Genomic DNA, 19,985 nt, shown 5'->3' on the forward strand with positions numbered 1-19,985 from the left:
GTCGCGACTGACGTCGCTCCTACAAAAGCCGTTGGCCCGTGCCACAATCGGCCGCGATGAACGACGCGACCCTCTCCCTCGATGCAGAGCTTGAAGCACTGACCGAACGCGGACTGGCGCGCTTGCGATCCGCGTCGGTGAACGTGGATGCGATGCTGGCCGACGCGCACGCCATCGAACGTGTTTCGCACGTGATCGCCACCAGTGATTTCGCGCTGGAAACATTGCGCCGGCAGCCCGAACTTCTCGCAGCCCTGCTTCGCGACGATGGCGCTGCGCCGTGGCCGGTGCCCGCGTTGGTCGCGGACAACGCCGCGCAATGGCCGGAGCTGCTTCGCCGCTATCGCGCGGCCGAATCCACGCGCCTGGTATGGCGCGACGTGCATGGCCTGGACACGGTCGACGACACGCTGGCCGGCACCACGCGCCTGGCGGAAGTCTGCCTGCAGACCGCACTCGACGCGCTGGAAGCCGAGTTCGCGCAACGCCATGGCGTGGTGCGCGCGACCGATGGCAGTGTGCAGCGCCTGGTGGTGTTCGGCCTGGGCAAGCTGGGCGGCGGCGAACTGAACTTCTCCTCCGACATCGACCTGGTCTACGCGTATCCGCAGGGCGGGGAGTCGGATGGCGTGCGATCGCTCGCCGCCGAGGACTACTTCATGCGGCTGGGCCAGCGGCTGGCGAAGCTGCTGGACGAGCCGACCGTCGACGGCTTCTGCCACCGCGTCGACCTGCGCCTGCGCCCGTTCGGCAACGCCGGACGGGTGGCGCTTTCGTTCGCCGGCATGGACCAGTACTTCCAGCGTGAAGGACGCGACTGGGAACGTTATGCCTGGCTGAAGGCACGTGCCGTGGCCGGCGACATCGACGCGGGCGAGCGCTGGCTGGAGTCGCTGCGGCCGTTCGTCTACCGCCGCTACCTGGACTACACCGCGCTGGACGGCCTGCGCGAGATGAAGGCCGCCATCGCCGCGGAGGTCGCGCGCCGCGAGCTGGCCGACGATATCAAGCGGGGGCCCGGCGGCATCCGCGAAATCGAGTTCCTGGTCCAGGCCCTGCAGCTGATCCGTGGCGGGCGCGAAGCCGCGCTGCGCGAGCGGAGGCTGCGCATGGCCTTGCCCGCGCTGGTCGCTACGCGGCAGATGTCGGAAGAGGAGGGCGATGCGCTGGCGCAGGCCTACCGATTCCTGCGCCGGCTGGAGAACCGTCTGCAGATGTTGCGCGACGCGCAGACGCATGCGCTGCCGGAAGACGCGCTGGACCGCCATCGCATCGCGCGCGGCCTGGATCATCCCGACTGGGACAGCCTTCGCGTGGCATTGGACCTGCAGCGCGCGCGGGTGTCGGCCGAGTTCGCCGAACTGCTCGCGCCCCGCCAGCGCGACACCGCGCCGGATGCGCTGGCGCTGTACTGGCGGGCGCTGCCCGATGGCGGCGATGTGGAAACGCTGGCCGCGTCCGGATTCGCCGATGCGGGCAGCGCCGATGGTGCGCTGCGCGAGTTCGCCCAGTTCAGCGGCGTGCGCGCGCTGTCGGATGCGTCGCGTGCGCGGCTCGACCGCGTGCTGCCGGCCCTGCTCGATGCCTGCGCCCGGTCGTCGCAACCGGATGCGGCATTGCGGCGCGTCCTGTCGCTGCTGCAGGCAATCCTGCGCCGCGCCAGCTACCTGGCGCTGCTGGACGAACAACCTAGTGCGCTGGGCCGGCTGGTCGACGTGCTGGCGCGTAGTGCGCTGCTGTCCGAGCGGTTGGCGCAGTATCCCTTGCTGCTGGACGAACTGCTGGACACCCGCGTCTCCGGCCCGATGCCCGACCGCGACGAGCTGCGCATCGAATGCGAGGCGGCGCTGGTGGAAGACGACCCGGAAACCTGCCTGCGGGTACTGAACGAACGGCGGCTCGCGCTGAGCTTCCGCGTGGCGCTGGCCGCGCTCGACGGTCGCCAGGCGGCGCGCGACAGCGTGCGCCAGTTGGCGTGGCTGGCCGACGAAGTGGTCCGCGTGGTCGTGCAGGTCGCCATGCGCGATGTCGCGTCTGTCCATGGCCTTGTCGCCGGCGGGCGGTTCGCGGTGATCGGCTACGGCAGCCTGGGCGGCGAGGAACTCGGCTTCGGTTCGGACCTGGATCTCGTCTTCCTGTTCGATGCACCGCCGGGGGCGGAATCCGACGGCGCACGCCCGATGGAGGCCGGTCGCTGGTACGCGCGGCTGGCGCAGAAGATCGTCGCGCTGCTCGGCGCGGTAACCGCGGCGGGCCGGCTGTACGACGTGGACGTGCGCCTGCGCCCGGATGGCGCCAAAGGGCTGTTGGTCTCGTCGCTGGCCAGCTTCAGCGAGTACCAGCGCGAGCGCGCGTGGACGTGGGAACACCAGGCGCTGGTGCGCGCGCGCGGCGTGGCCGGCGACGCCACGCTGCTGCAGGCGTTCGAGGACGTCCGCACGGCGACGCTGGCACGTTCGCGCGAGGGCGGCGTGTTGCGCGACGAGGTGGTGAAGATGCGGGCCCGCATGCGCACCGAACTCGATCGCAGCGACGTCGCACGCTTCGACCTGAAGCAGGGAGCGGGTGGCCTGGTCGACCTGGAGTTCCTGCTGCAGTACCTGGTGCTGCGCGATGCGGAAGCGCAGCCGGCGCTGCTGCAGCCACGCGCCACGCCGGGCCTGATCGCCGCGCTGGCGACCGAAGGCGCATTGTCCGCGGAGGAAGCAGGCGCGCTGGATGCGGTCCACGCGACCTTCGTCGCCGACGGCCTGGCCTGCACGCTGGACCGGCGCCCGCGGCTGGTGGTGGAGAACGCGACGCTGGCGACGGCGCGCGCCGTGGTGATGCGGGCGACCCTCGCGCACGGACTCCCCTTCGACACGCCGTAGGCGCGGGTGGGTACTGCTCGCTGTCATCCCCTGTAGGAGCGGGCCATGCCCGCGATGCTCTTGATTCGGCATCCAAAGCAAAGGCATCGCGGGCATGGCCCGCTCCTACAAGCGAGCGCTTCGCAGCCTTGCGAGCGTTTCGGAGGCGCCCGCTGCTAGCGGTCGGGAAGGTCCAGGCGCGCGCGTACTTCGGCGGCGATGCGCGCGGTCTCGCGCAGGGGTTCGCCGCCGAACGGTGCCCGCCCGTCGGCGAGATCGCGGACGCGACCATGCCGCAGCAGCGCATCGATGAAGCGGCGGGGGCGTCCGCTGACGCGCTCGGGTTCGAACACCTGCACCGGCGCGCGCGTACCGCAGGCCTCCGACAGCATGTTGACCGAGTCCGGCGTGCAGACGATGCGGTCGGCCCAGGCCAACAGGCCCGCATAGGGATTCGGGCCATCGGGGGCGCCGCACCAGAGCAGGGTGTTTGCGCGTGCCGACCATCGCTGGCGCAGTGCATCGATCACCCCGGGCGGCGTGCGACGCGACGTGGTGACCATCAGGCTCTGCGTGGCAGATGCGGTGTCGAGAAGGGTCGCCAGTCGCCCCAAGGCCGCGGCATCGAACCGGTAGTGCGCGCTGTCGCCGCCCAGCAGCACCGCGGTACGCGGCGAGGGCAGGGCGGCTAACGAGGGAAAGGCGGCACGCGCGTCCGCGAGCCAGGCGTCGTCGACCGGATTCAGGCTGCCCAACAAGGTGAGGACGTTCGGCCCGGTGAGGCCATCGTGCTGGGGTGCGATGACGAGATCCCAGTGCGACGGATCGATTCTGGGATCGAGGATCTGGATGGCGCGGCTGCCGCGCATGCGCAACAGGCGCGTCGCCAGTGCCGCCTGCCGGCCGCAGCCGATCGCCAGCGCGGGTGGCTGCATCTGCAGGTGGTGGAATGCCGTACCGAAAGCATGGGTTGCGCCCGGCAGCAGGCGGGGCGCGACCCAGCGCCACGGCGCGCGTGGCGCGAGCACTGCCTCGCGCGCCTCGCCGCCGAGTGCACGCGCCAACGACTGCGCCTGGCGTGCGTTGCCGGCGTGGCCATCGGTCAGTGTGCAGAGGCCGCGTGAATCGGCCGGGGCGGGGCTTGTTCGTTCCACTGGTTAAAACAATCCGTTCCGGGGCGGTTGGATGTTGCCATAGTCAGGACACTCTACACTGCCCCCTCGCGCCGCCGGCCCCGCCGCTGCAGCGGCTCCCTTCCTTGCGACAGGTAACCCATGTCCCACGCTCTCGATGCCGCCTCGCTCGACCAGTTGTTCCGCACCGCCCGCACCTACAACGCCTTCACTGGCGAGGTCAGCGACGACACCCTGCGCCAGCTGTACGACCTGTTGAAGTTCGGCCCCACCCAGGCCAACACCACCCCGGCACGCTTCGTGTTTGTGAAGTCGGCCGAGGCCAAGGCCAAGCTGGGTCCGGCACTGGACGAGGGCAACTACGCCAAGACGATGGCGGCGCCGGTGACCGTGATCATCGGCCGCGACGAGGATTTCCACGAGAAGCTGCCGTTCCTGTTCCCGCATACCGACGCCAAGGCCTGGTTCGAGGGCCCGCGCGAGAACCGCTTCAAGCCCGCGCTGCGCAATGCCAGCCTGCAGGCCGCTTACCTGATCATCGCCGCGCGCGCGCTGGGCCTGGATGCCGGCCCGATGACCGGCTTCAACGCCGCCAAGGTCGATGAGGCCTTCTTCGCCGGCACCGCCATCAAGTCGGACATCCTGGTCAACCTGGGCCATGGCGACCCGGCCAGCATCTTCCCGCGTTCCCCGCGACTGGGCTTCGACGAAGCCGCACGCATCCTCTGATATCCCCACCACCCGGAGATTCCCCATGCGCAAGACCCTGATCGCTGCCGCCCTGTTCGCCTTCGCCGGCGCCGCCTTCGCCGCGCCGGTGACGTACAAGCTCGACCCCGGCCACACCAATGTGCTGGCCAGCTGGAACCATTTCGGATACTCGAACCCGAGCATCAACTTCGGCCAGGTCGATGGCACGCTGGTCTATGACGCCGACCAGGTCTCCGCCTCCAGCGTCCAGGTCACCCTGCCGCTGACCGGCCTGAGCGCGCTGGCCGACCAGTTCTACGACCACCTGACCAGCGACAAGTGGTTCGACGCCGCCAAGTATCCCGCTGCCACCTTCAAGAGCACCCGGGTCGAAGCCGCGGGCGAAGGCAAGCTGAAGGTCACCGGCGACCTGACCATCAAGGGCATCACCAAGCCGGTGGTGCTGGACGTGACCCTGAACAAGGCCGGCGAGCATCCGATGAAGAAGGTGCCGGCAATCGGCTTCGACGCCACCGCCACCGTCAAGCGCAGCGACTTCGGTGTGGGCGCCTACGCCCCGATGGTCAGCGACGAGGTGGCACTGAAGATCACCACCGAAGCGACCGCCGACGCCGCGAAGTGATTCCTTGCGATCCGGCGCGCCTCCCTCCGCCGGCATCGCCAGAAGGACGCGCCGCCCCGCTGATGCCGGGCGGCGTTTTTTTGCCGGCCCGTTCGTTGGGCGCCGGTGGCGCCGGCTGCTAGACTGACGACCTTGTTCCACCACCGCCTGCACCGCCATGAGCCAGACCGCCACCGCGCCCGCCAACGCCGAGAAGCGCTACACCGTGAGCCGCGCGGACCTGCCGCTGAGCTGCCCGCTGCCGTCGATGGCGCTGTGGAATTCGCACCCGCGCGTCTACCTGCCCATCGAGGATGCCCCGGGTGGCGAGGTGCAGTGCCCCTACTGCGGTTCGCACTTCGTCCTGGCCGACTGACCGGCGGATGCGGTCGCGCCGCATCGACGATCGACCATGCGCCGGCTGACCGTCGTCCAGCTGCTGCCGGCGCTGGAATCCGGCGGCGTCGAACGCTCCACCCTCGAGATCGCCGGGGCGCTGGTGCGCGCCGGGCATCGCGCCGTCGTGGTCTCGGCCGGCGGTCGCCTCGTGCCGGCACTGCAGGCATCGGGCGCAGAACACGTCACCCTGGACATCGGCCGCAAGTCGCTGCTGACGCTGCGCCACGTGCCCGCGCTGCGGCGGCTGTTCGCTGAAGTCGGGGCCGACATCGTGCATGCGCGTTCGCGGCTTCCTGCATGGATCGGACTGCGGGCGCTGCGCGGCATGCCGGCACCATCGCGCCCGCGTTTCGTCACCACCATGCATGGGTTGAATTCGCCCGGGCGCTACAGCGCGGTGATGACGCGCGGCGAACGGGTGATCTGCGTGTCGGACACCGTGCGCCGCTACCTGCTGCAGCACTATCCGCGCACGGATCCGGACAGGCTGGTGGTGATCCCGCGCGGCATCGATCCGGCGGAGTTCCCGCGTGCGCCGTCGCCCGATCCCGCCGCGCGGGCGTGGGCGGCCGCGCAACATCCCGCGCTCGCCGGTGCGGGCCCGCTGTTGCTGTTGCCCGGGCGCGGTACGCGCCTGAAGGGCCATCACGATGCCATCGCCCTGCTCGCGCGCCTGCAAGGGGCCGGTATCGAAGCGCGCCTGTGGATGCCCGGTACGCGTGAGGCGGGACGCGAGGCGTACCTCCTGGAGCTCGAAGCGGAAGCGCGACGTGCGGGCTGCGCCCAGGCGCTCGTCATCACGCCCCCGACCCCGGACATCGCACGCGCCTATGCCGCCAGCGATCTGGTGCTGCAGCTGTCCCGCAAGCCGGAAGCATTCGGTCGCACGGTGATCGAGAGCCTGTCGGTGGGCCGTCCGGTGGTCGGGTGGGCGCATGGCGGCGTGGGCGAGTTGCTGGCGGAACTGCAACCGCAGGGTGTCGTACCGGCGTTCGACGAAACCCGCCTGTTCGACACGACGCGGGCCATGCTCGCCCATCCGCCGCCGCCATTGGCTACGATGCACGCCTACACCCTGCGCGCCATGCAGGACGCCACGCTCGCCCTCTACCACGATCTCGCCGATGACCGCCGACACGCCATCGCTCACTGACACGCAAGACCAGCGACGCACCCACGGGTGGCGCTGGGCGCCCGCGTGGGTGCTGACGTTCGTCGCGCTGTGGCCGGCACCGGGCTATGCCGAGGCCGTGATGGTGCTGGGTGCGCTGGCCGCCATCGTGCGCCTGCTGCTGGACCGTTTCCGCGGAGGCACGCGGTTGCTGAGTGGCGCGGCCTGGGCGCTGACCAGCGCGCTGTTCGCCGCCTACTGGCTGCCGCAAGCCATCTCGGCCGTCGATGCCGTCGATGCGGGGCGCGCGCTGCGCGAGGCGGCGGTGGATCTTCGCTACCTGCCATTCCTGTGGCTGGTCGCGGCATCGGTTGCCAATGCGCAGGCGCGGCGCGTTACGTTCAATGGCCTGGCCGTGATCGTGGGCATCTGGACCCTGGATGCGCTGGCGCAGGTGGTGTCCGGCACCAGCCCGCTGTTCTGGGGCCTGGACCAGCTGAAGCAGCTCATCAGCGGGCGGCCGATGTGCACGGTCGAGCAGATTGCCGGCATCGACCGATTGAGCGGCTTTCTCGGCCCGTGCAACCGCAAGCTCGGCGTGGTGATGGCCAGCCTGTCGCCCTTCCTGCTGTTTGCCGCAGCCGCGCGCCTGCGAGTGGCCGGATGGCTGTTGGCGTCTGCGGCGATCGGCGTGGTGGTTCTCCTGGCCGGTGCGCGCGCCGCGTGGATCACCTATGCGCTGGTGCTGGTCTTCTCCGGCTGGAAGCTGCTGGGCTGGAAGCGGCTCCTGGGCGTGTTCGGCTTCGGTCTCGTGGTGCTGGGCGTACTCGCCGTCGCCTCCACGCAGGTGCGCGAGCGCATCCTGTTGACCACGCATGTGCTCACAGCCGACGAAGCAGGCGTGGACACCGCGTTGTCCGGCCGCGCGCAGATCTGGTCCGCCGCCGGTTGCATGATCGCGGAGCATCCGGTCAACGGCGTCGGCGCGCGTGGCTTCCGCCAGGCATACCCGGACTGCGATGCCAGCCCGGGGTCGCGCCCGGCCTGGGGCCAGGGACCGGCGTTGCACGCACACCAGCTGGTACTGGAGGTGCTCAGCGAGACCGGCATCATCGGCCTGCTGCTCTGGCTGGCAGGCGCCGCGCTGGCATGGCGCGCATGGCGTTATGCCGCACCGCAGGCGAAGGAACGTGCGCGGCCGGCGATGCTGGCGCTGGCGGTGACCGTCTTCCCGTTCAACACCCACCTGGCGTTCTACTCCACGTTCTGGGGCGGGCTGACGCTGATGCTGGCGGCGCTGTACGCCGGCAGCCTGCTGGCGCGCGATGACGACTGAGCCGCGGCGTGTGCCGCGCTGCGCGTTCGTCGCGCCCGCGAACCTGCTGGGGATCGTGATTGCGGCCCTGCCGCAGCGCATGCTGCTGGCGCTGGGCGCGATGGCGACGTGGCTGCTGTGGCCGGCGCTGGGCAAGCGGCGTCGCTATGCGGCCACCAACATCGCCCTGTGCTTTCCCGAACTGGACCCCACGGCGCAGGCGCGGTTGCTGCGCGCCAACCTGCGTGCGACGGTGACGGGCCTGCTGGAGCTCGTGCGCGGCTGGTTCGCCTCGTCGCACCGGCTGCAGGGGCTGGCCGAGGTGGAGGGCCTTGAACACCTGCGCGCCGCGCGCGCGCGCGGGCAGGGCGTCCTGCTGTTCGGCGGCCACTTCCCGCACTCGGAACTGTGCGCCCGCCTGTTGGGCGAAGCGCTGGGCGAGCGCCTGGCCATCGTGGCGCGCCACAACAACGATCCCTGCGTCGAGCGCTGGCTGGATGGCGCGCGGCGTCGCGCGTTTGCCGACGTGATCGGCAAGAAGGACGTGCGCGGGCTGCTGCGCACGCTCTCGCGCGGCGGCATCGTGGCGTACTCCGCCGACCAGGACTTCAACTACCAGAATGCTTTCGTACCGTTCTTCGGCATCCCCGCCGCCACGCTGACGGCCACGCCCGACCTGGCACGGCGCGGCAACGCCGCGGTGCTGCCGTTCTGGTTCCACCGCGATGCGGATGGGCGCTACAAGCTGCGGGTGGAGCCCACCTGGGACGGCTGGCCCAGCGGCGATCCTGCGCAGGACGCCGCGCGCTACATGGCCGAGCTCGAGGCGGTGGTGCGCCAGCATCCGGAGCAGTACCTGTGGGTGCACCGGCGCTTCAAGACACGGCCGCCGGGCGAGCCGGACCTCTACCGGTAGAGCTCGCCGCGCCCGTCCGGCTGCCGCTTGAAGCGGCGATGGATCCAGAGGTATTGCGTGGGCGCTTCGCGCACCATGGCTTCGATCGCGGCGATCACGCGCGCGGTGTCCGCAGTGGCGTCGCTCGAGGGGAAGTCCTCGAACGCCGGCGACAGCTTCAGCGTGTAGCCGCCATCCGCGCGCCGCACGTGCGAAAACGCGATCACCGCCGCGCCGGACAGGCGCGCCAGCTGGTGAGTGGAGGTCAGGCTGTAGGCGGGATGGCCGAAGAACGGCACGAACACGCTTTCGCCGCGGCGCGTGTCCTGGTCGGGCGCGAACCACAGCAGCCCGCCCTGCTTGAGGTGCTTCAACGCCGGGCGCAGCTCGTCGCGGGTGAACATGGCGCTGGCGTAGCGCAGGCGGCCGCGCTTCACCGCCCACTCCATCGCGCCCTGGTCGTGCGGGCGGTACATGCCGGCCAGCGGCGCGTAGTCGCACATCAGGCGGGCCGAGATCTCCAGCGTGGTGAAGTGGCCCGACACGACGATCACGCCGCGCCCGCCGGCCTGTGCCGCCTTCAGGTGTTCCAATCCCTCCACTTGGACGCCGCCGCGCATCGGCGCCACGCTGCCCCACCAGGCGCGTGCGAACTCGAACAGGCCGATGCCCAGTTCGCCGAAGTTGGCGCGCGCCAGCGCCTCCTGGCGCGACGCGTCCAGTTCCGGGAAGCACAGGGCGATGTTGCGCCGGGCCACGTGCCGGCGGTCGCGCAGCAGCCGGTACAGCAGGGCGCCGATGGCACGGCCCAGCGGGCGCTGCAGGCGCCACGGGATGCGCGCGGCCAGCCATGCCAGGCCGATGCCCAGCCACGCGGGCCATTGCCGCGGTGCCATGGGCGGACGCTCGCCGGCGTCGGAGGATCGCTTCTCGGGTTCGGCCATGGCCCATTGTAGCGGCGCCCCCGGTTATCCTTGTGGCCCATGTCCGACCGCACCGCCGAACGCCTGCTGCGCGCCCTGTATTCGGCGGTGCTTTACGTACTGACGCCGATCACCGTCTACCACCTGATCTGGCGCGGTTTCCGCTATCCGGAATACTTCCAGCGCTGGAACGAACGCTACGGCAGCTACGGCACGCCCGGCGGCGCGGTCGATGTCTGGTTGCACGCGGTGTCGGTGGGCGAAGTCAATGCGGCCGCACCGGTGGTCGATGCGTTGCTGAAGCGGCATCGCGGCCTGCGCGTGCTCGTCACCACCATCACGCCGACCGGATCGCAGCGCGTCCAGGCGCTGTGGGGCGAGCGCGTGCTGCACGTGTATTCGCCCTACGACCTGCCCGGCGCGGTGGCGCGCTTCCTCAGCCACTACCCGCCACGCCTGGCGCTGATCATGGAGACCGAGTTGTGGCCCAGCCTGCTGTTCGGCTGCCACGACCGCAAGGTGCCGGTCTACATCCTCAATGCGCGGCTGTCGGCACGCTCGCTGCGGGGCTACAGTGTGCTGCGCCCGCTGATCGCGCGCACCCTGCGCACCGTGCGCAAGGTCGCGGCGCAATCCGGCGACGACGCCGACCGCTTCGTGCAGCTCGGCGCGCTGCCAACGCAGGTGCGCGATGTCGGCAACCTCAAGTTCGACATCCCGGTGCCGGACAACGTGCGCGAGGTGGTGCACGGGTTCCGCCAGCATCTGAGCGGCGGCCGGCGCGTATGGATCGCCGCCAGCACGCATGAGGACGAAGAAGCGCCGGTGCTGGCCCTGCACGCACGCCTGCGCCGCCGCTGGCCCGACCTGCTGCTGCTGTGGGCGCCGCGGCACCCGGAACGGTTCCCGCGTGCGGCGGCTGCCGCGCGCGAGACGGGCTGGACGGTCGGCACGCGGCGCGCCGATCGCTGGCCTTCCGCGGGCGACGACGTGTTCGTGCTCGACACGCTGGGCGAACTGATGGCGTTCTACGCCTGCGCGGACGTGGCCTTCGTCGGTGGCAGCCTGCAGGCGATCGGCGGCCACAACATGCTGGAGCCGGCCGCGGTGGGGACGCCTGCGGTCACGGGCCCGCATCTGCACAACTTCAGCGAGATATCCCGCCGCCTGAAGGAGGCCGATGCGCTGGTGATCGCGCCCGACGCGGCGGGTGTGGGCGATGCGATCGAGACCCTGCTGGCCGACGATGCGCGACGGCAGCAGATGGCCGACCGCGGCCGCGCGCTGGTCGAACACGGGCGTGGCGCGCTGGCCCGCACCCTGGCGATGATCGCGCCGCACCTGCCGGCGCCGGTGGCATGAGCGCGGGGGTGCGGCAGTCGCTGGCCGGCGTGCGTGTGCTGGACCTGACGCGCGTGCTGGCCGGTCCGTGGTGCACGCAGGTGCTCGCCGACCTGGGCGCGGACGTGATCAAGGTGGAACGCCCGGGCAGCGGCGACGATACGCGGGGCTGGGGGCCGCCCTTCCTGAAGGATGGCGAGGGCAACGAAACCCCGGAATCCGCGTATTACCTGTGCGCGAACCGCAACAAGCGCTCGCTGACGGTGGATCTCTCCACCGCCGAGGGCCAGGCCGTCATCCGGCGGCTGGCGATGCGGAGCGACGTGCTGGTGGAGAATTTCAAGGTCGGCGACATGGCCCGCCACGGCCTGGACGCCGCCACGCTGCGGGCCGCCCATCCGCGGCTGGTGTACTGCTCGATCACCGGCTTCGGCCAGGACGGCCCGTACGCGCAGCGCGCCGGCTACGACTTCGCGGTGCAGGGGCTGGGTGGATTGATGAGCGTCACTGGGGCCGCCGACGGCGAGCCGCAGAAAGTCGGCGTGGCGGTGGCCGACCTGTTCACCGGCATGTACGCCACCGTGGCGATCCTCGCCGCGCTGCGCCATCGCGATGCGACCAGCGAAGGGCAGGTGATCGACATGGCGCTGCTGGATGCGCAGGTCGCGATGCTGGCCAATCTGGGCAGCCACTACCTGGTGGGTGGCGAAGTCCCTGCGCGCCAGGGCAACGCGCACGCCAACATCGTGCCGTACCAGGTCTTCGCGGTCGCCGACGGCCACATCATCGTCGCGGTCGGCAACGACCGGCAGTTCGCCCGGCTTAGTGAACTGCTCGGTCTCGCAGCGCTCGGGCAGGACGCGCGCTTTGCGACGAACGCGGGACGCGTGCGTCACCGCGATGCGTTGATCCCGGTCCTGCAACAGGCGTTCCGCACGCGCGACCGGCACGCGTGCCTGGCCGCGCTGGAGGCGGCGGGCATTCCGTGCGGGCCGGTCAACGATCTGGCCGAGGTATTCGCCGATCCGCAGGTGCGGGCGCGCGGCATGATCGTCGACGCCTCCCATCCGCATGCCGGCACGTTGCCGCTGGTGGGTAGTCCGATCAAGCTGTCGGTCACACCGGTACAACCGCCATGCGCGCCGCCGATGCTGGGCGAGCACACCGATGAGGTACTGCGTGAAGCGGGATACAGGGATGACGAAATCGCGGTGCTGCGTGCGCGCGGCGCGATCTGAGTCCTGACTGTAGGAGCGACGTAAGTCGCGACCGGAAACCTTCTGTCTCCAGCCAGATATCCGATATCGTTCGGGCGTGCGGTCGCGACTTACGTCGCTCCTACAGGACACCCGAGTCCAGACACGACAACGGCGGGCCGAAGCCCGCCGTCGTGCTCGCGCGTGGTGCGCGAGAGTTACTGCGAAACCGGCTGCGACGACAGGCGCGACTCGGCGTCGGCGGTCAGCAGGCGGTTGATGTCCTGCACGTCGGTGCCGTCCAGCGTGCCCGCGGCCTGTTCCAGCACCAGGCGGTTCTGCAGGAAGTTGTAGCGGGCCTGGGCGTACTCGACCTGCGCCTGGAACAGCGTGCGCTGGTTCTGCAGCACGTCCAGCACGGTACGGGTACCTACTTCCAGGCCGACCTGCGAGGCGTCCAGCGCGCTCTGCGCGGAGACCACGGCCAAGCGGCGGGCTTCCACTTCGCTGACGCCGGCCACCAGCGCCTGGTAGGCGTTGCTGGTGTTGCGGATCAGCGCGCGGCGTGTCTGTTCCAGACCGTCCGAGGCGCGGTCGCGCTGGGCCAGCGCCTGGCGCACGCCCGACTGGGTGGCGCCACCTGAGAAGATCGGCACGGTCAGCGTCACGCCCCAGTTGTAGCCCTCGCCATCGCGCGACAGCGTGCCGGGCACGCTGTCCCAGCTGGTGCCGTTGGAGTAGCCGCCGCTGAAGTCGAGCGTGGGATAGTGGCCGGCGCGCGCGCTGGACACGCCATGCTGCGCCGATTCCAGCGTGTACTGGGCGGCCTTCAGGTCAGGGTTCTGCTCCAGCGCGCGGTCCACCCACGCCTGCGCGTTCTGCTCCGGCGGCAGTTCCGGGCGGAAGTCGTCCGGCAGGCCCTTCAGGCCGCTGATGGGCTGGCCGGTGAGCTCGGCCAGCGCGCGGTAGCTGTCGTCCAGCGCATTGCGGGCCAGGATGGTGTTGGCACGCGCGCTGTCGTACTGCGCGCGGGCTTCGTGCACGTCGGTGATCGGGGCCAGGCCCACGTCCAGGCGCTTCTGCGCGTAGTCGAACTGCTTCTTGGACGCCGCCTCGTTAGTCTCGGCCGCGGCCAGCGACTCGATGCCGATCAGCACGTTGAAGTAGGCGGCCGAGGTGCGGGTGATCAGGTCGTTGTTCGCCGAGGCCAGGTCGTAGTCGGCCGCCTGGCTGAGCGCCTTCTGGCCGCGCAGGTTGGCGATGCGGCTCCAGTCGAAGATCGTCTGGCTGACCCTGGCGCCGTAGCTGCGGCTCTTGCCGTCGCCCAGCGGGTCGCCCGGCCGGCTGTTGTGCTCCAGGTCGTAACCGACGCTGCCGGTGATCTGCGGCAGCAGCGCGGCGCGGGCCTGCACCGCGCCTTCCTTGTCGATCAGCCGGGTGGATTCGGCGATGGACAGCGTGGTGTCGCCGGCGCGCGCCAGCTCATAGGTCTGCATCAGGTCGGTGGCACTGGCCGCGGACGGCAGGGCCAGGGCGAGCGCAAGTGCGAGGGGGCGACGGCTCATGCGGGTTCCTTTTTTGAATCTTCAGAAGACGAACTGGGGCGCCGGCGCGGCGCCGACCAGGTAGGGGAGGTCGGTCTCGAACAACGATTCGATGCGCGGACCGTTGACATCGTTGACGTGCAGCACGGCTTCCATCACGGGCGAAACGCCGCGCACAACGAACAGGCGGCCACCGGGACGCAGCCATTGCAGGAAGCGGGCCGGCACGACGGCGACGGCGCCGGTCACGCACACCACATCGAAGCGACGGTCGGTGTCCCAGGCCAGCGCGTCGGCGGTGTCGATGCGGACGTTGCTGCCCAGGCCGGTCGCGTCCAGGCGCGCGCGCGCGGCGGCGGCAAGTTCGGGATGGATCTCCAGGCTGACCACCTCGCGCGCCAGATTGCCCAGGCAGGCGGTCAGGTAGCCGCTGCCGGTGCCGATCTCCAGCACATCCTCGCCGGCCTGCGGCTTCAGCGCCTGCAGGGTGCGGCCCTCGACGACGGGTTTCATCATCGACTGGCCATGGCCCAGCGGCAGATCCAGGTCCGCGTACGCCAGCGCGCGGTGCGTTTCGGCCACGAAGGCCTCGCGCGGCAGCGTGGCCAGCGTCTCCAGCACGCGCGCATCCAGCACGTCCCAGGGACGTACCTGCTGCTCGACCATGTTTTCGCGGGCCTGGGTGTAGTTGATCGTCATGGGGGTGGTCATCCGACGCGGAGGGCTGGGCCGGGCATTTTAGCGGGCCGGCTGCCTCCGCGCTGGGCAAGGATCGGGGCAGCCCCGCCGACAGGCGCAGTGCCGGAAGTCACCGCGACCTCCGTCGCCAGGGGACAGGCTTCAGTTTCAGCGGCGGCCATACGCCCTCAGGAACATGTCCACCGTGGCGTCGATGTGGCGGCGCCGGTCGAGCGGGCCGGGCTGGCTGCACAGGCCGCAGGTCATGCGCGCATGCACTTCGCCCTTGATCAGGGTGAAGAACTGCACCGAGGCGATGGCCACGTCGGGCACGTCCAGTTCGCCCTTGGCCACCAGGGCCTGCAGCAGCGCCGCGAACGCATCGTGGGTGCGCTGCGGGCCGGCTTCCCAGAAGGTCTGCTTCAGCCTGTCGTCGATGTTGCCCGGCACCATCATCATGCGGTGCGTGCTGATGGCTTCCTCGCTGGTGATCAGTGCGAAGAAGGCCTCGCCGATCGCCTTGAGCTGGTCGCGCACGCTGCCGGTCAGTTCGATCTCGAACAGGGCATCGGGCAGCATTTCCGCGCACTTGGCCTGCACCGCCGCCGCGAACAGCGCGTCCTTGTCGCCGAAGTGGCTGTAGACCGTCAGCTTGGACACCCCCGCCTCGGCGGCGATCTGGTCCATGCTGACGCCGTTGAAGCCCTCGCGGGCGAACAGTTGCTTGGCGGCCTCCAGGATGGCGGCACGCTTGCCCAGGTCCTTGGGTCGGCCCGGGCCGCTGGCGGCGGGCTTGGCGGGGGACTTGCGACGGGATGGTGAAGGAGGCGGACTGGCCATGGCGTAATACTAGACTACCCGGTTCGATATTTATACTATACCGTCAAGTCCATTAATTGATGCCGCAACGGGAGCTGTCATGCGCCAGACGCGCTGGAACGGAGTGTTCGTCGTCCTGATGGCCGGCCTGGCCGCCTGCAGTGCGGACAAGCCTGCCGAATCGCCGCGGCCGGCCCTGGTGGTCCAGCCCGGCGGTGGCGCGGACGCCGCGTTGTCGGCGTACGCGGGCGAGGTGCGCGCCCGCGAGGAGAGCCCGCTGTCGTTCCGCGTGGGCGGCAACCTGATCCGCCGCAACGTGGACGCCGGTGCCCGCGTGCAGAAGGGCGAGGTACTGGCGCTGCTCGACCCGGGCGACTTCGCGCTGCAGGCGCAGGCCGCGCAGGCCCAGCTGGCCGCGGCCGAAGCCGACCTGGCCCGCGCGCGCGGCGACCGCGACCGCTACGCCAAGCTGGTCGGCGACCAACTGATCAGCCGGTCCGCCTACGACGCGCAGGTCGCCGCCTACAAGGCGGCCGAAGGCCAGGCACGCGCCGCGCGCGCGCAGATGGACGTCATGCGCAACCAGGAAGGCTATTCGCAGCTGCGCGCGCCGCGCGATGGCGTGATCGCCAGTCGCCAGGCCGAAGCGGGGCAGGTGGTCGCCGCCGGCCAGACCATCTTCACCCTGGCCGCCGATGGCGGCCGCGAAGTGGCCATCGGCCTGCCGGAAAACCGCATCCGCGAATTCAGCGTGGGCCAGCCGGTGATGATCGAGCTGTGGAACGCGCCGGGGCAGCGCTTGCCCGGCACGATCCGGGAAATCGCGCCGGCGGCCGACGCACAGACGCGCACCTATGCCGCGCGCGTCAGCCTGGTCGGCGAGGCGCAGCAACAGGTCGAACTGGGCCAGAGCGCGCGCGTCTACGTGCAGGAAAGCGGAACCAAGGCGGCCCTCAAGCTGCCATTGTCCGCCGTGCAGCGCGGCGAGGACGGCAAGACCTCCGTCTGGATCGTCGATCCGGCCACCGGCAAGGTGCGCGCCCAGTCCGTGCAGCTGGGCCGCTATGGCGAATCCTCGGTGCCCGTACTCGGTGGCCTGAAGGCCAGCGACTGGGTGGTCGCCGCCGGCGGCCACCTGCTGCGCGAGGGCCAGGTCGTTTCGCCGGTGGACCGCAACAACCGGCCACTGAAGCCCGCGGCCGGCGGTGGCGCGGCCAACATCGCCTCGCGGGCGGAGTAACGGCATGCGCCGATTCAACCTCTCCGAGTGGGCGCTGACCAACCGCAGCCTGGTGCTGTTCGCGATGATCCTGCTGGGCATCATCGGCGCGTGGTCGTACCGGCATCTGGGCCAGTCCGAGGATCCGCCCTTCACCTTCAAGGCGATGGTGGTGCGCACGGTGTGGCCGGGCGCGACGGCCGACGAGGTCGCGCAGCAGGTCACCGAGCGGATCGAGAAGGCGGTGATGACCACCGGCAACTACGAATACATCCGCTCGTACTCGCGGCCGGGCGAGTCGCAGGTGATCTTCGCCGCGCGCGACAGCCTGCGCTCGCGCGACATGCCGCAGCTCTGGTACCAGGTGCGCAAGAAGGTCGGCGACATCCGGGCGACCCTGCCGGCCGGCGTGGTCGGTCCGTTCTTCAACGACGAGTTCGGCGACACGTTCGGCAACATCTACGCGCTGACCGGCGAAGGCTTCGACTACGCGGTGATGAAGGACTACGCCGACCGCATCCAGCTGGAACTGCAGCGGGTGGACGATGTCGGCAAGGTGGAACTGGTCGGCCTGCAGGACGAGAAGGTCTGGATCGAGCTGTCCAACACCAAGCTGGCCACGCTCGGCATTCCGCTGAATGCCGTGCAGCAGGCGCTGGAGGAGCAGAACGCGGTGACGCCGGCCGGCTTCTTCGAGACCGCCAGCGACCGCGTGCAGCTGCGGGTGAGCGGCGAGTTCACCTCGGTGGACGAGATCCGCGAGTTCCCGATCCGTGCCGGCGGGCGTACGGTCAAGCTGGGCGACATCGCCCAGATCAAGCGCGGCTTCGCCGATCCGGCCGCGCCGCGCATGCGCTTCATGGGCCAGCCCGGCATCGGCATCGCGGTGGCGATGAAGGACGGCGGCGACATCCTCAAGCTGGGGTCGACGCTGGAGGCTGAGTTCCACCGGCTGCAGAAGACGCTGCCGCTCGGCATGGAGCTGCGCAAGGTGTCCGACCAGCCGGCGGCAGTGGAGGCGTCGGTGGGCGAGTTCGTGCGCGTGCTGGCCGAAGCCGTGGTCATCGTGCTGCTGGTCAGCTTCTTTTCGCTGGGCCTACGCACGGGGCTGGTGGTGGCGGTGTCGATCCCGCTGGTGCTGGCGATGACGTTCGCGGTGATGCACTACTTCGGCATCGGCCTGCACAAGATATCGCTGGGTGCGCTGGTGCTGGCGCTGGGCCTGCTGGTCGACGACGCGATCATCGCGGTGGAGATGATGGCCATCAAGATGGAGCAGGGCTTCGACCGGCTGAAGGCGGCCAGTTTCGCCTACGAATCAACGGCGTTCCCGATGCTCACCGGCACGCTGGTGACGGCGGCGGGGTTCCTGCCTATCGCGACGGCCGCCTCCAGCACCGGCGAGTACACGCGTTCGCTGTTCCAGGTGGTGACCATCGCGCTGGTGGTGTCGTGGATCGCCGCGGTGCTGTTCATTCCGTACCTGGGCGACAAGATGCTGCCCGACCTGGGCAACCCGCAACCGCCGAAAGCGGGATCGCTCGCCGCGCGCTGGCACGCTGTCCGCGCCCGGCTGGCGGATCGTTGGCCGCAGTACGCCGGCATGCTCGCGCCGAAGGCGCACGACGCGCACGACCACAATCCCTACCACACGCCGTTCTACAACCGCTTCCGTCGCTGGCTGGCGTTCTGCCTGCGGCGTCGCTGGCTGGTTATCGGCGTGACCGCGGCGGCCTTCATCGCTTCGATCGCGCTGTTCCGCTTCGTGCCGCAGCAGTTCTTCCCGGACTCGGTGCGCCCCGAGCTGATGGTGGACCTGGAACTGGCCGAAGGCAGTTCGCTGAAGTCCACCGATGCGCAGGCGCGCAAGCTGGAGAAGCTGCTGGCCACGCGCGAAGGCATCCAGAACTACGTGGCCTACATCGGCACCGGCTCGCCGCGGTTCTACCTGCCGCTGGACCAGCAGCTGCCGCAGGCGCACTTCTCGCAGTTCGTGGTGCTGACCGACGATACCCGGGCGCGCGAGGCCACCCGCCGCTGGCTGATCGAGGAGGTCGCGCCGCAGTTCCCCGAACTGCAGTTCCGCGTGACCCGGCTGGAGAACGGGCCGCCGGTCGGCTATCCGCTGCAGTTCCGCGTGTCCGGCGAGCACACCGATCGCGTCCAGGCGATCGCGCGCCAGATGGCGGAGAAGGTGCGCGCCAATCCGCACGTCGCCAACATCAACCTGGACTGGAGCGAGCCCAGCAAGATCGTGCGCCTGCAGATCGACCAGGATCGCGCGCGCGCGCTCGGCGTCAGCACGGCGCAGGTGTCGCACTTCCTGTCCGGCTCGCTGTCCGGCCTGAGCGTCAGCACCTACCGCGAAGGCAACGAACTGGTCGAGATCCTGCTGCGCGGACCGGAAGAGGAACGCACGCGACTGGACCTGCTGGGCAGCCTGGCGGTACCCACCAGCAACGGCGGCAGCGTGCCGCTGTCGCAGATCGCGGACCTGGAGTACGCCTTCGAGGACGGCATCATCTGGCATCGCGACCGCCTGCCGACGGTGACGGTACGCGCCGACCTCAACAGCGACGACGTGACCGCGCCGACGGTGGTGGCGCAGATCCTGCCCACGCTGGAGGACATCCGCTCCGCGCTGCCGCAGGGATATCTGCTGGAGACGGGCGGCACCGTGGAGGATTCGGCGCGCGGTCAGAAGTCGATCGCCGCCGGCATGCCGCTGTTCCTGCTGGCCGTGACCACGCTGCTGATGCTGCAACTGCGCAGCTTCTCGCGGATGGCGCTGGTGCTGCTGACCGCGCCGCTGGGCCTGATCGGGGTGACGCTGGCGCTGCTGGTGTTCCGGGTGCCGTTCGGCTTCGTCGCCATGCTGGGCACCATTGCGCTGGCCGGCATGATCATGCGCAATTCGGTGATCCTGGTGGACCAGATCGACCAGGACATCCAGGCCGGCCACGATCGCTGGCACGCCATCATCGATGCGACCGTACGCCGGTTCCGTCCCATCGTGCTGACGGCACTCGCGGCGGTGCTGGCGATGATTCCGCTGTCGCGCAGCGCATTCTTCGGGCCCATGGCCGTCGCCATCATGGGCGGCCTGACGGTGGCCACGGTGTTGACCCTGTTCTTCCTGCCGGCGCTGTATGCGGCGTGGTTCAAGGTCAAGCCCGAGCCGGACACGGGCGCCCGCGGCTAGCCCCGATACGCGGCGGGGGATTCAAGAAGGCCCCCGCCGCAGCCGATAC

The 19,985-nt window shown here is 70.0% G+C and carries 16 protein-coding genes; 11 read left to right on the top strand and 5 right to left on the bottom strand.

The genetic code is table 11. The features are described from left to right. Positions 1-56: 56 nt before the first annotated feature. Positions 57-2,870 carry a bifunctional [glutamate--ammonia ligase]-adenylyl-L-tyrosine phosphorylase/[glutamate--ammonia-ligase] adenylyltransferase gene (gene glnE, locus IAE60_RS05630; RefSeq protein WP_187574181.1) on the top strand — a complete coding sequence of 938 codons (2,814 nt, stop codon included), beginning with the start codon at positions 57-59 and terminating at the stop codon, positions 2,868-2,870. 155 nt (positions 2,871-3,025) lie between these two features. Here glnE and IAE60_RS05635 read toward each other — a convergent pair whose 3' ends face one another. Continuing rightward, positions 3,026-4,003: a mitochondrial fission ELM1 family protein gene (locus tag IAE60_RS05635; RefSeq protein WP_187574182.1), complete on the bottom strand. Its 978-nt coding sequence runs from the start codon at positions 4,001-4,003 to the stop codon at positions 3,026-3,028. A gap of 120 nt (positions 4,004-4,123) precedes the next feature. Between IAE60_RS05635 and IAE60_RS05640 the strand changes: the two genes are divergently transcribed. From IAE60_RS05640 to IAE60_RS05665, 6 genes are all read left to right on the top strand, one after another. Next, complete coding sequence (locus tag IAE60_RS05640) at positions 4,124-4,711, top strand: malonic semialdehyde reductase (RefSeq protein ID WP_187574183.1); 588 nt, start codon at positions 4,124-4,126, stop codon at positions 4,709-4,711. Between the two features lie 25 nt (positions 4,712-4,736). Further along, positions 4,737-5,315 (top strand): YceI family protein, encoded by a 579-nt coding sequence (locus IAE60_RS05645; protein WP_187574184.1) that lies wholly within the window; start codon positions 4,737-4,739, stop codon positions 5,313-5,315. A gap of 157 nt (positions 5,316-5,472) precedes the next feature. Beyond that, positions 5,473-5,670: a zinc-finger domain-containing protein gene (locus IAE60_RS05650; RefSeq protein WP_162108052.1), complete on the top strand. Its 198-nt coding sequence runs from the start codon at positions 5,473-5,475 to the stop codon at positions 5,668-5,670. A 36-nt stretch (positions 5,671-5,706) separates the two neighbouring features. Beyond that, a complete protein-coding gene (locus tag IAE60_RS05655; protein WP_187574185.1) occupies positions 5,707-6,846 on the top strand; it encodes a glycosyltransferase in 1,140 nt (379 codons plus the stop codon). Further along, positions 6,818-8,140 (top strand): O-antigen ligase family protein, encoded by a 1,323-nt coding sequence (locus IAE60_RS05660; protein ID WP_187574186.1) that lies wholly within the window; start codon positions 6,818-6,820, stop codon positions 8,138-8,140. The genes IAE60_RS05655 and IAE60_RS05660 overlap by 29 nt, the downstream gene beginning before the upstream one ends. After that, the gene (locus IAE60_RS05665; protein ID WP_187574187.1) at positions 8,130-9,035 is read left to right on the top strand and encodes a lysophospholipid acyltransferase family protein; all 906 of its coding nucleotides are present in this window, start codon (positions 8,130-8,132) and stop codon (positions 9,033-9,035) included. The genes IAE60_RS05660 and IAE60_RS05665 overlap by 11 nt, the downstream gene beginning before the upstream one ends. Here IAE60_RS05665 and lpxL read toward each other — a convergent pair. Next, on the bottom strand, positions 9,026-9,958 hold the full coding sequence (gene lpxL / locus IAE60_RS05670) for an LpxL/LpxP family Kdo(2)-lipid IV(A) lauroyl/palmitoleoyl acyltransferase (RefSeq protein WP_187574188.1): 933 nt from the start codon (positions 9,956-9,958) through the stop codon (positions 9,026-9,028). The two genes, IAE60_RS05665 and lpxL, sit on opposite strands and share 10 nt — an antisense overlap. Positions 9,959-9,997: 39 nt before the next feature. Here lpxL and waaA point away from each other — a divergent pair, with 39 nt between their 5' ends. Both waaA and IAE60_RS05680 read left to right on the top strand, forming a co-directional pair. Next, positions 9,998-11,299, top strand: coding sequence for a lipid IV(A) 3-deoxy-D-manno-octulosonic acid transferase (gene waaA / locus IAE60_RS05675; RefSeq protein WP_187574189.1), 1,302 nt, complete (start codon positions 9,998-10,000; stop codon positions 11,297-11,299). Beyond that, entirely contained in the window at positions 11,296-12,516 is a 1,221-nt protein-coding gene (locus tag IAE60_RS05680) for a CaiB/BaiF CoA transferase family protein (RefSeq protein WP_187574190.1), read from the top strand. The genes waaA and IAE60_RS05680 overlap by 4 nt, the downstream gene beginning before the upstream one ends. Positions 12,517-12,692: 176 nt before the next feature. Here the strand turns inward: IAE60_RS05680 and IAE60_RS05685 are convergent, their stop codons facing one another. The 3 genes from IAE60_RS05685 to IAE60_RS05695 form a co-directional block, all read right to left on the bottom strand. Continuing rightward, the gene (locus IAE60_RS05685) at positions 12,693-14,039 is read right to left on the bottom strand and encodes a TolC family outer membrane protein (protein WP_187574191.1); all 1,347 of its coding nucleotides are present in this window, start codon (positions 14,037-14,039) and stop codon (positions 12,693-12,695) included. A gap of 21 nt (positions 14,040-14,060) precedes the next feature. Further along, complete coding sequence (locus tag IAE60_RS05690; RefSeq protein ID WP_187574192.1) at positions 14,061-14,717, bottom strand: protein-L-isoaspartate O-methyltransferase family protein; 657 nt, start codon at positions 14,715-14,717, stop codon at positions 14,061-14,063. Positions 14,718-14,864: 147 nt separating this feature from the next. After that, positions 14,865-15,536, bottom strand: a complete 672-nt coding sequence (locus IAE60_RS05695; RefSeq protein WP_185895064.1) for a TetR/AcrR family transcriptional regulator — start codon at positions 15,534-15,536, stop codon at positions 14,865-14,867. Positions 15,537-15,615: 79 nt separating this feature from the next. On the opposite strand from IAE60_RS05695, the gene IAE60_RS05700 reads away from it, so the two are divergent. Together IAE60_RS05700 and IAE60_RS05705 are read left to right on the top strand one after the other, a co-directional pair. Beyond that, on the top strand, positions 15,616-16,755 hold the full coding sequence (locus IAE60_RS05700; protein WP_187574193.1) for an efflux RND transporter periplasmic adaptor subunit: 1,140 nt from the start codon (positions 15,616-15,618) through the stop codon (positions 16,753-16,755). Positions 16,756-16,759: 4 nt separating this feature from the next. Continuing rightward, positions 16,760-19,936, top strand: a complete 3,177-nt coding sequence (locus tag IAE60_RS05705; RefSeq protein ID WP_187574194.1) for an efflux RND transporter permease subunit — start codon at positions 16,760-16,762, stop codon at positions 19,934-19,936. Positions 19,937-19,985: the final 49 nt, after the last annotated feature.

This window comes from Pseudoxanthomonas mexicana (genome assembly GCF_014397415.1).
Lineage (GTDB): Bacteria > Pseudomonadota > Gammaproteobacteria > Xanthomonadales > Xanthomonadaceae > Pseudoxanthomonas_A > Pseudoxanthomonas_A mexicana.

What these genes read in the sequence shown, in the direction of transcription:
- glnE (WP_187574181.1), top strand. Translation starts at nt 57, where the DNA reads ATGAACGACGCGACCCTCTCCCTCGATGCAGAGCTTGAAGCACTGACC.
- IAE60_RS05640 (WP_187574183.1), top strand. Translation starts at nt 4,124, where the DNA reads ATGTCCCACGCTCTCGATGCCGCCTCGCTCGACCAGTTGTTCCGCACC.
- IAE60_RS05645 (WP_187574184.1), top strand. Translation starts at nt 4,737, where the DNA reads ATGCGCAAGACCCTGATCGCTGCCGCCCTGTTCGCCTTCGCCGGCGCC.
- IAE60_RS05650 (WP_162108052.1), top strand. Translation starts at nt 5,473, where the DNA reads ATGAGCCAGACCGCCACCGCGCCCGCCAACGCCGAGAAGCGCTACACC.
- IAE60_RS05655 (WP_187574185.1), top strand. Translation starts at nt 5,707, where the DNA reads ATGCGCCGGCTGACCGTCGTCCAGCTGCTGCCGGCGCTGGAATCCGGC.
- IAE60_RS05660 (WP_187574186.1), top strand. Translation starts at nt 6,818, where the DNA reads ATGACCGCCGACACGCCATCGCTCACTGACACGCAAGACCAGCGACGC.
- IAE60_RS05665 (WP_187574187.1), top strand. Translation starts at nt 8,130, where the DNA reads ATGACGACTGAGCCGCGGCGTGTGCCGCGCTGCGCGTTCGTCGCGCCC.
- lpxL (WP_187574188.1), bottom strand. Translation starts at nt 9,958, where the DNA reads ATGGCCGAACCCGAGAAGCGATCCTCCGACGCCGGCGAGCGTCCGCCC.
- waaA (WP_187574189.1), top strand. Translation starts at nt 9,998, where the DNA reads ATGTCCGACCGCACCGCCGAACGCCTGCTGCGCGCCCTGTATTCGGCG.
- IAE60_RS05680 (WP_187574190.1), top strand. Translation starts at nt 11,296, where the DNA reads ATGAGCGCGGGGGTGCGGCAGTCGCTGGCCGGCGTGCGTGTGCTGGAC.
- IAE60_RS05685 (WP_187574191.1), bottom strand. Translation starts at nt 14,039, where the DNA reads ATGAGCCGTCGCCCCCTCGCACTTGCGCTCGCCCTGGCCCTGCCGTCC.
- IAE60_RS05690 (WP_187574192.1), bottom strand. Translation starts at nt 14,717, where the DNA reads ATGACGATCAACTACACCCAGGCCCGCGAAAACATGGTCGAGCAGCAG.
- IAE60_RS05695 (WP_185895064.1), bottom strand. Translation starts at nt 15,536, where the DNA reads ATGGCCAGTCCGCCTCCTTCACCATCCCGTCGCAAGTCCCCCGCCAAG.
- IAE60_RS05700 (WP_187574193.1), top strand. Translation starts at nt 15,616, where the DNA reads ATGCGCCAGACGCGCTGGAACGGAGTGTTCGTCGTCCTGATGGCCGGC.
- IAE60_RS05705 (WP_187574194.1), top strand. Translation starts at nt 16,760, where the DNA reads ATGCGCCGATTCAACCTCTCCGAGTGGGCGCTGACCAACCGCAGCCTG.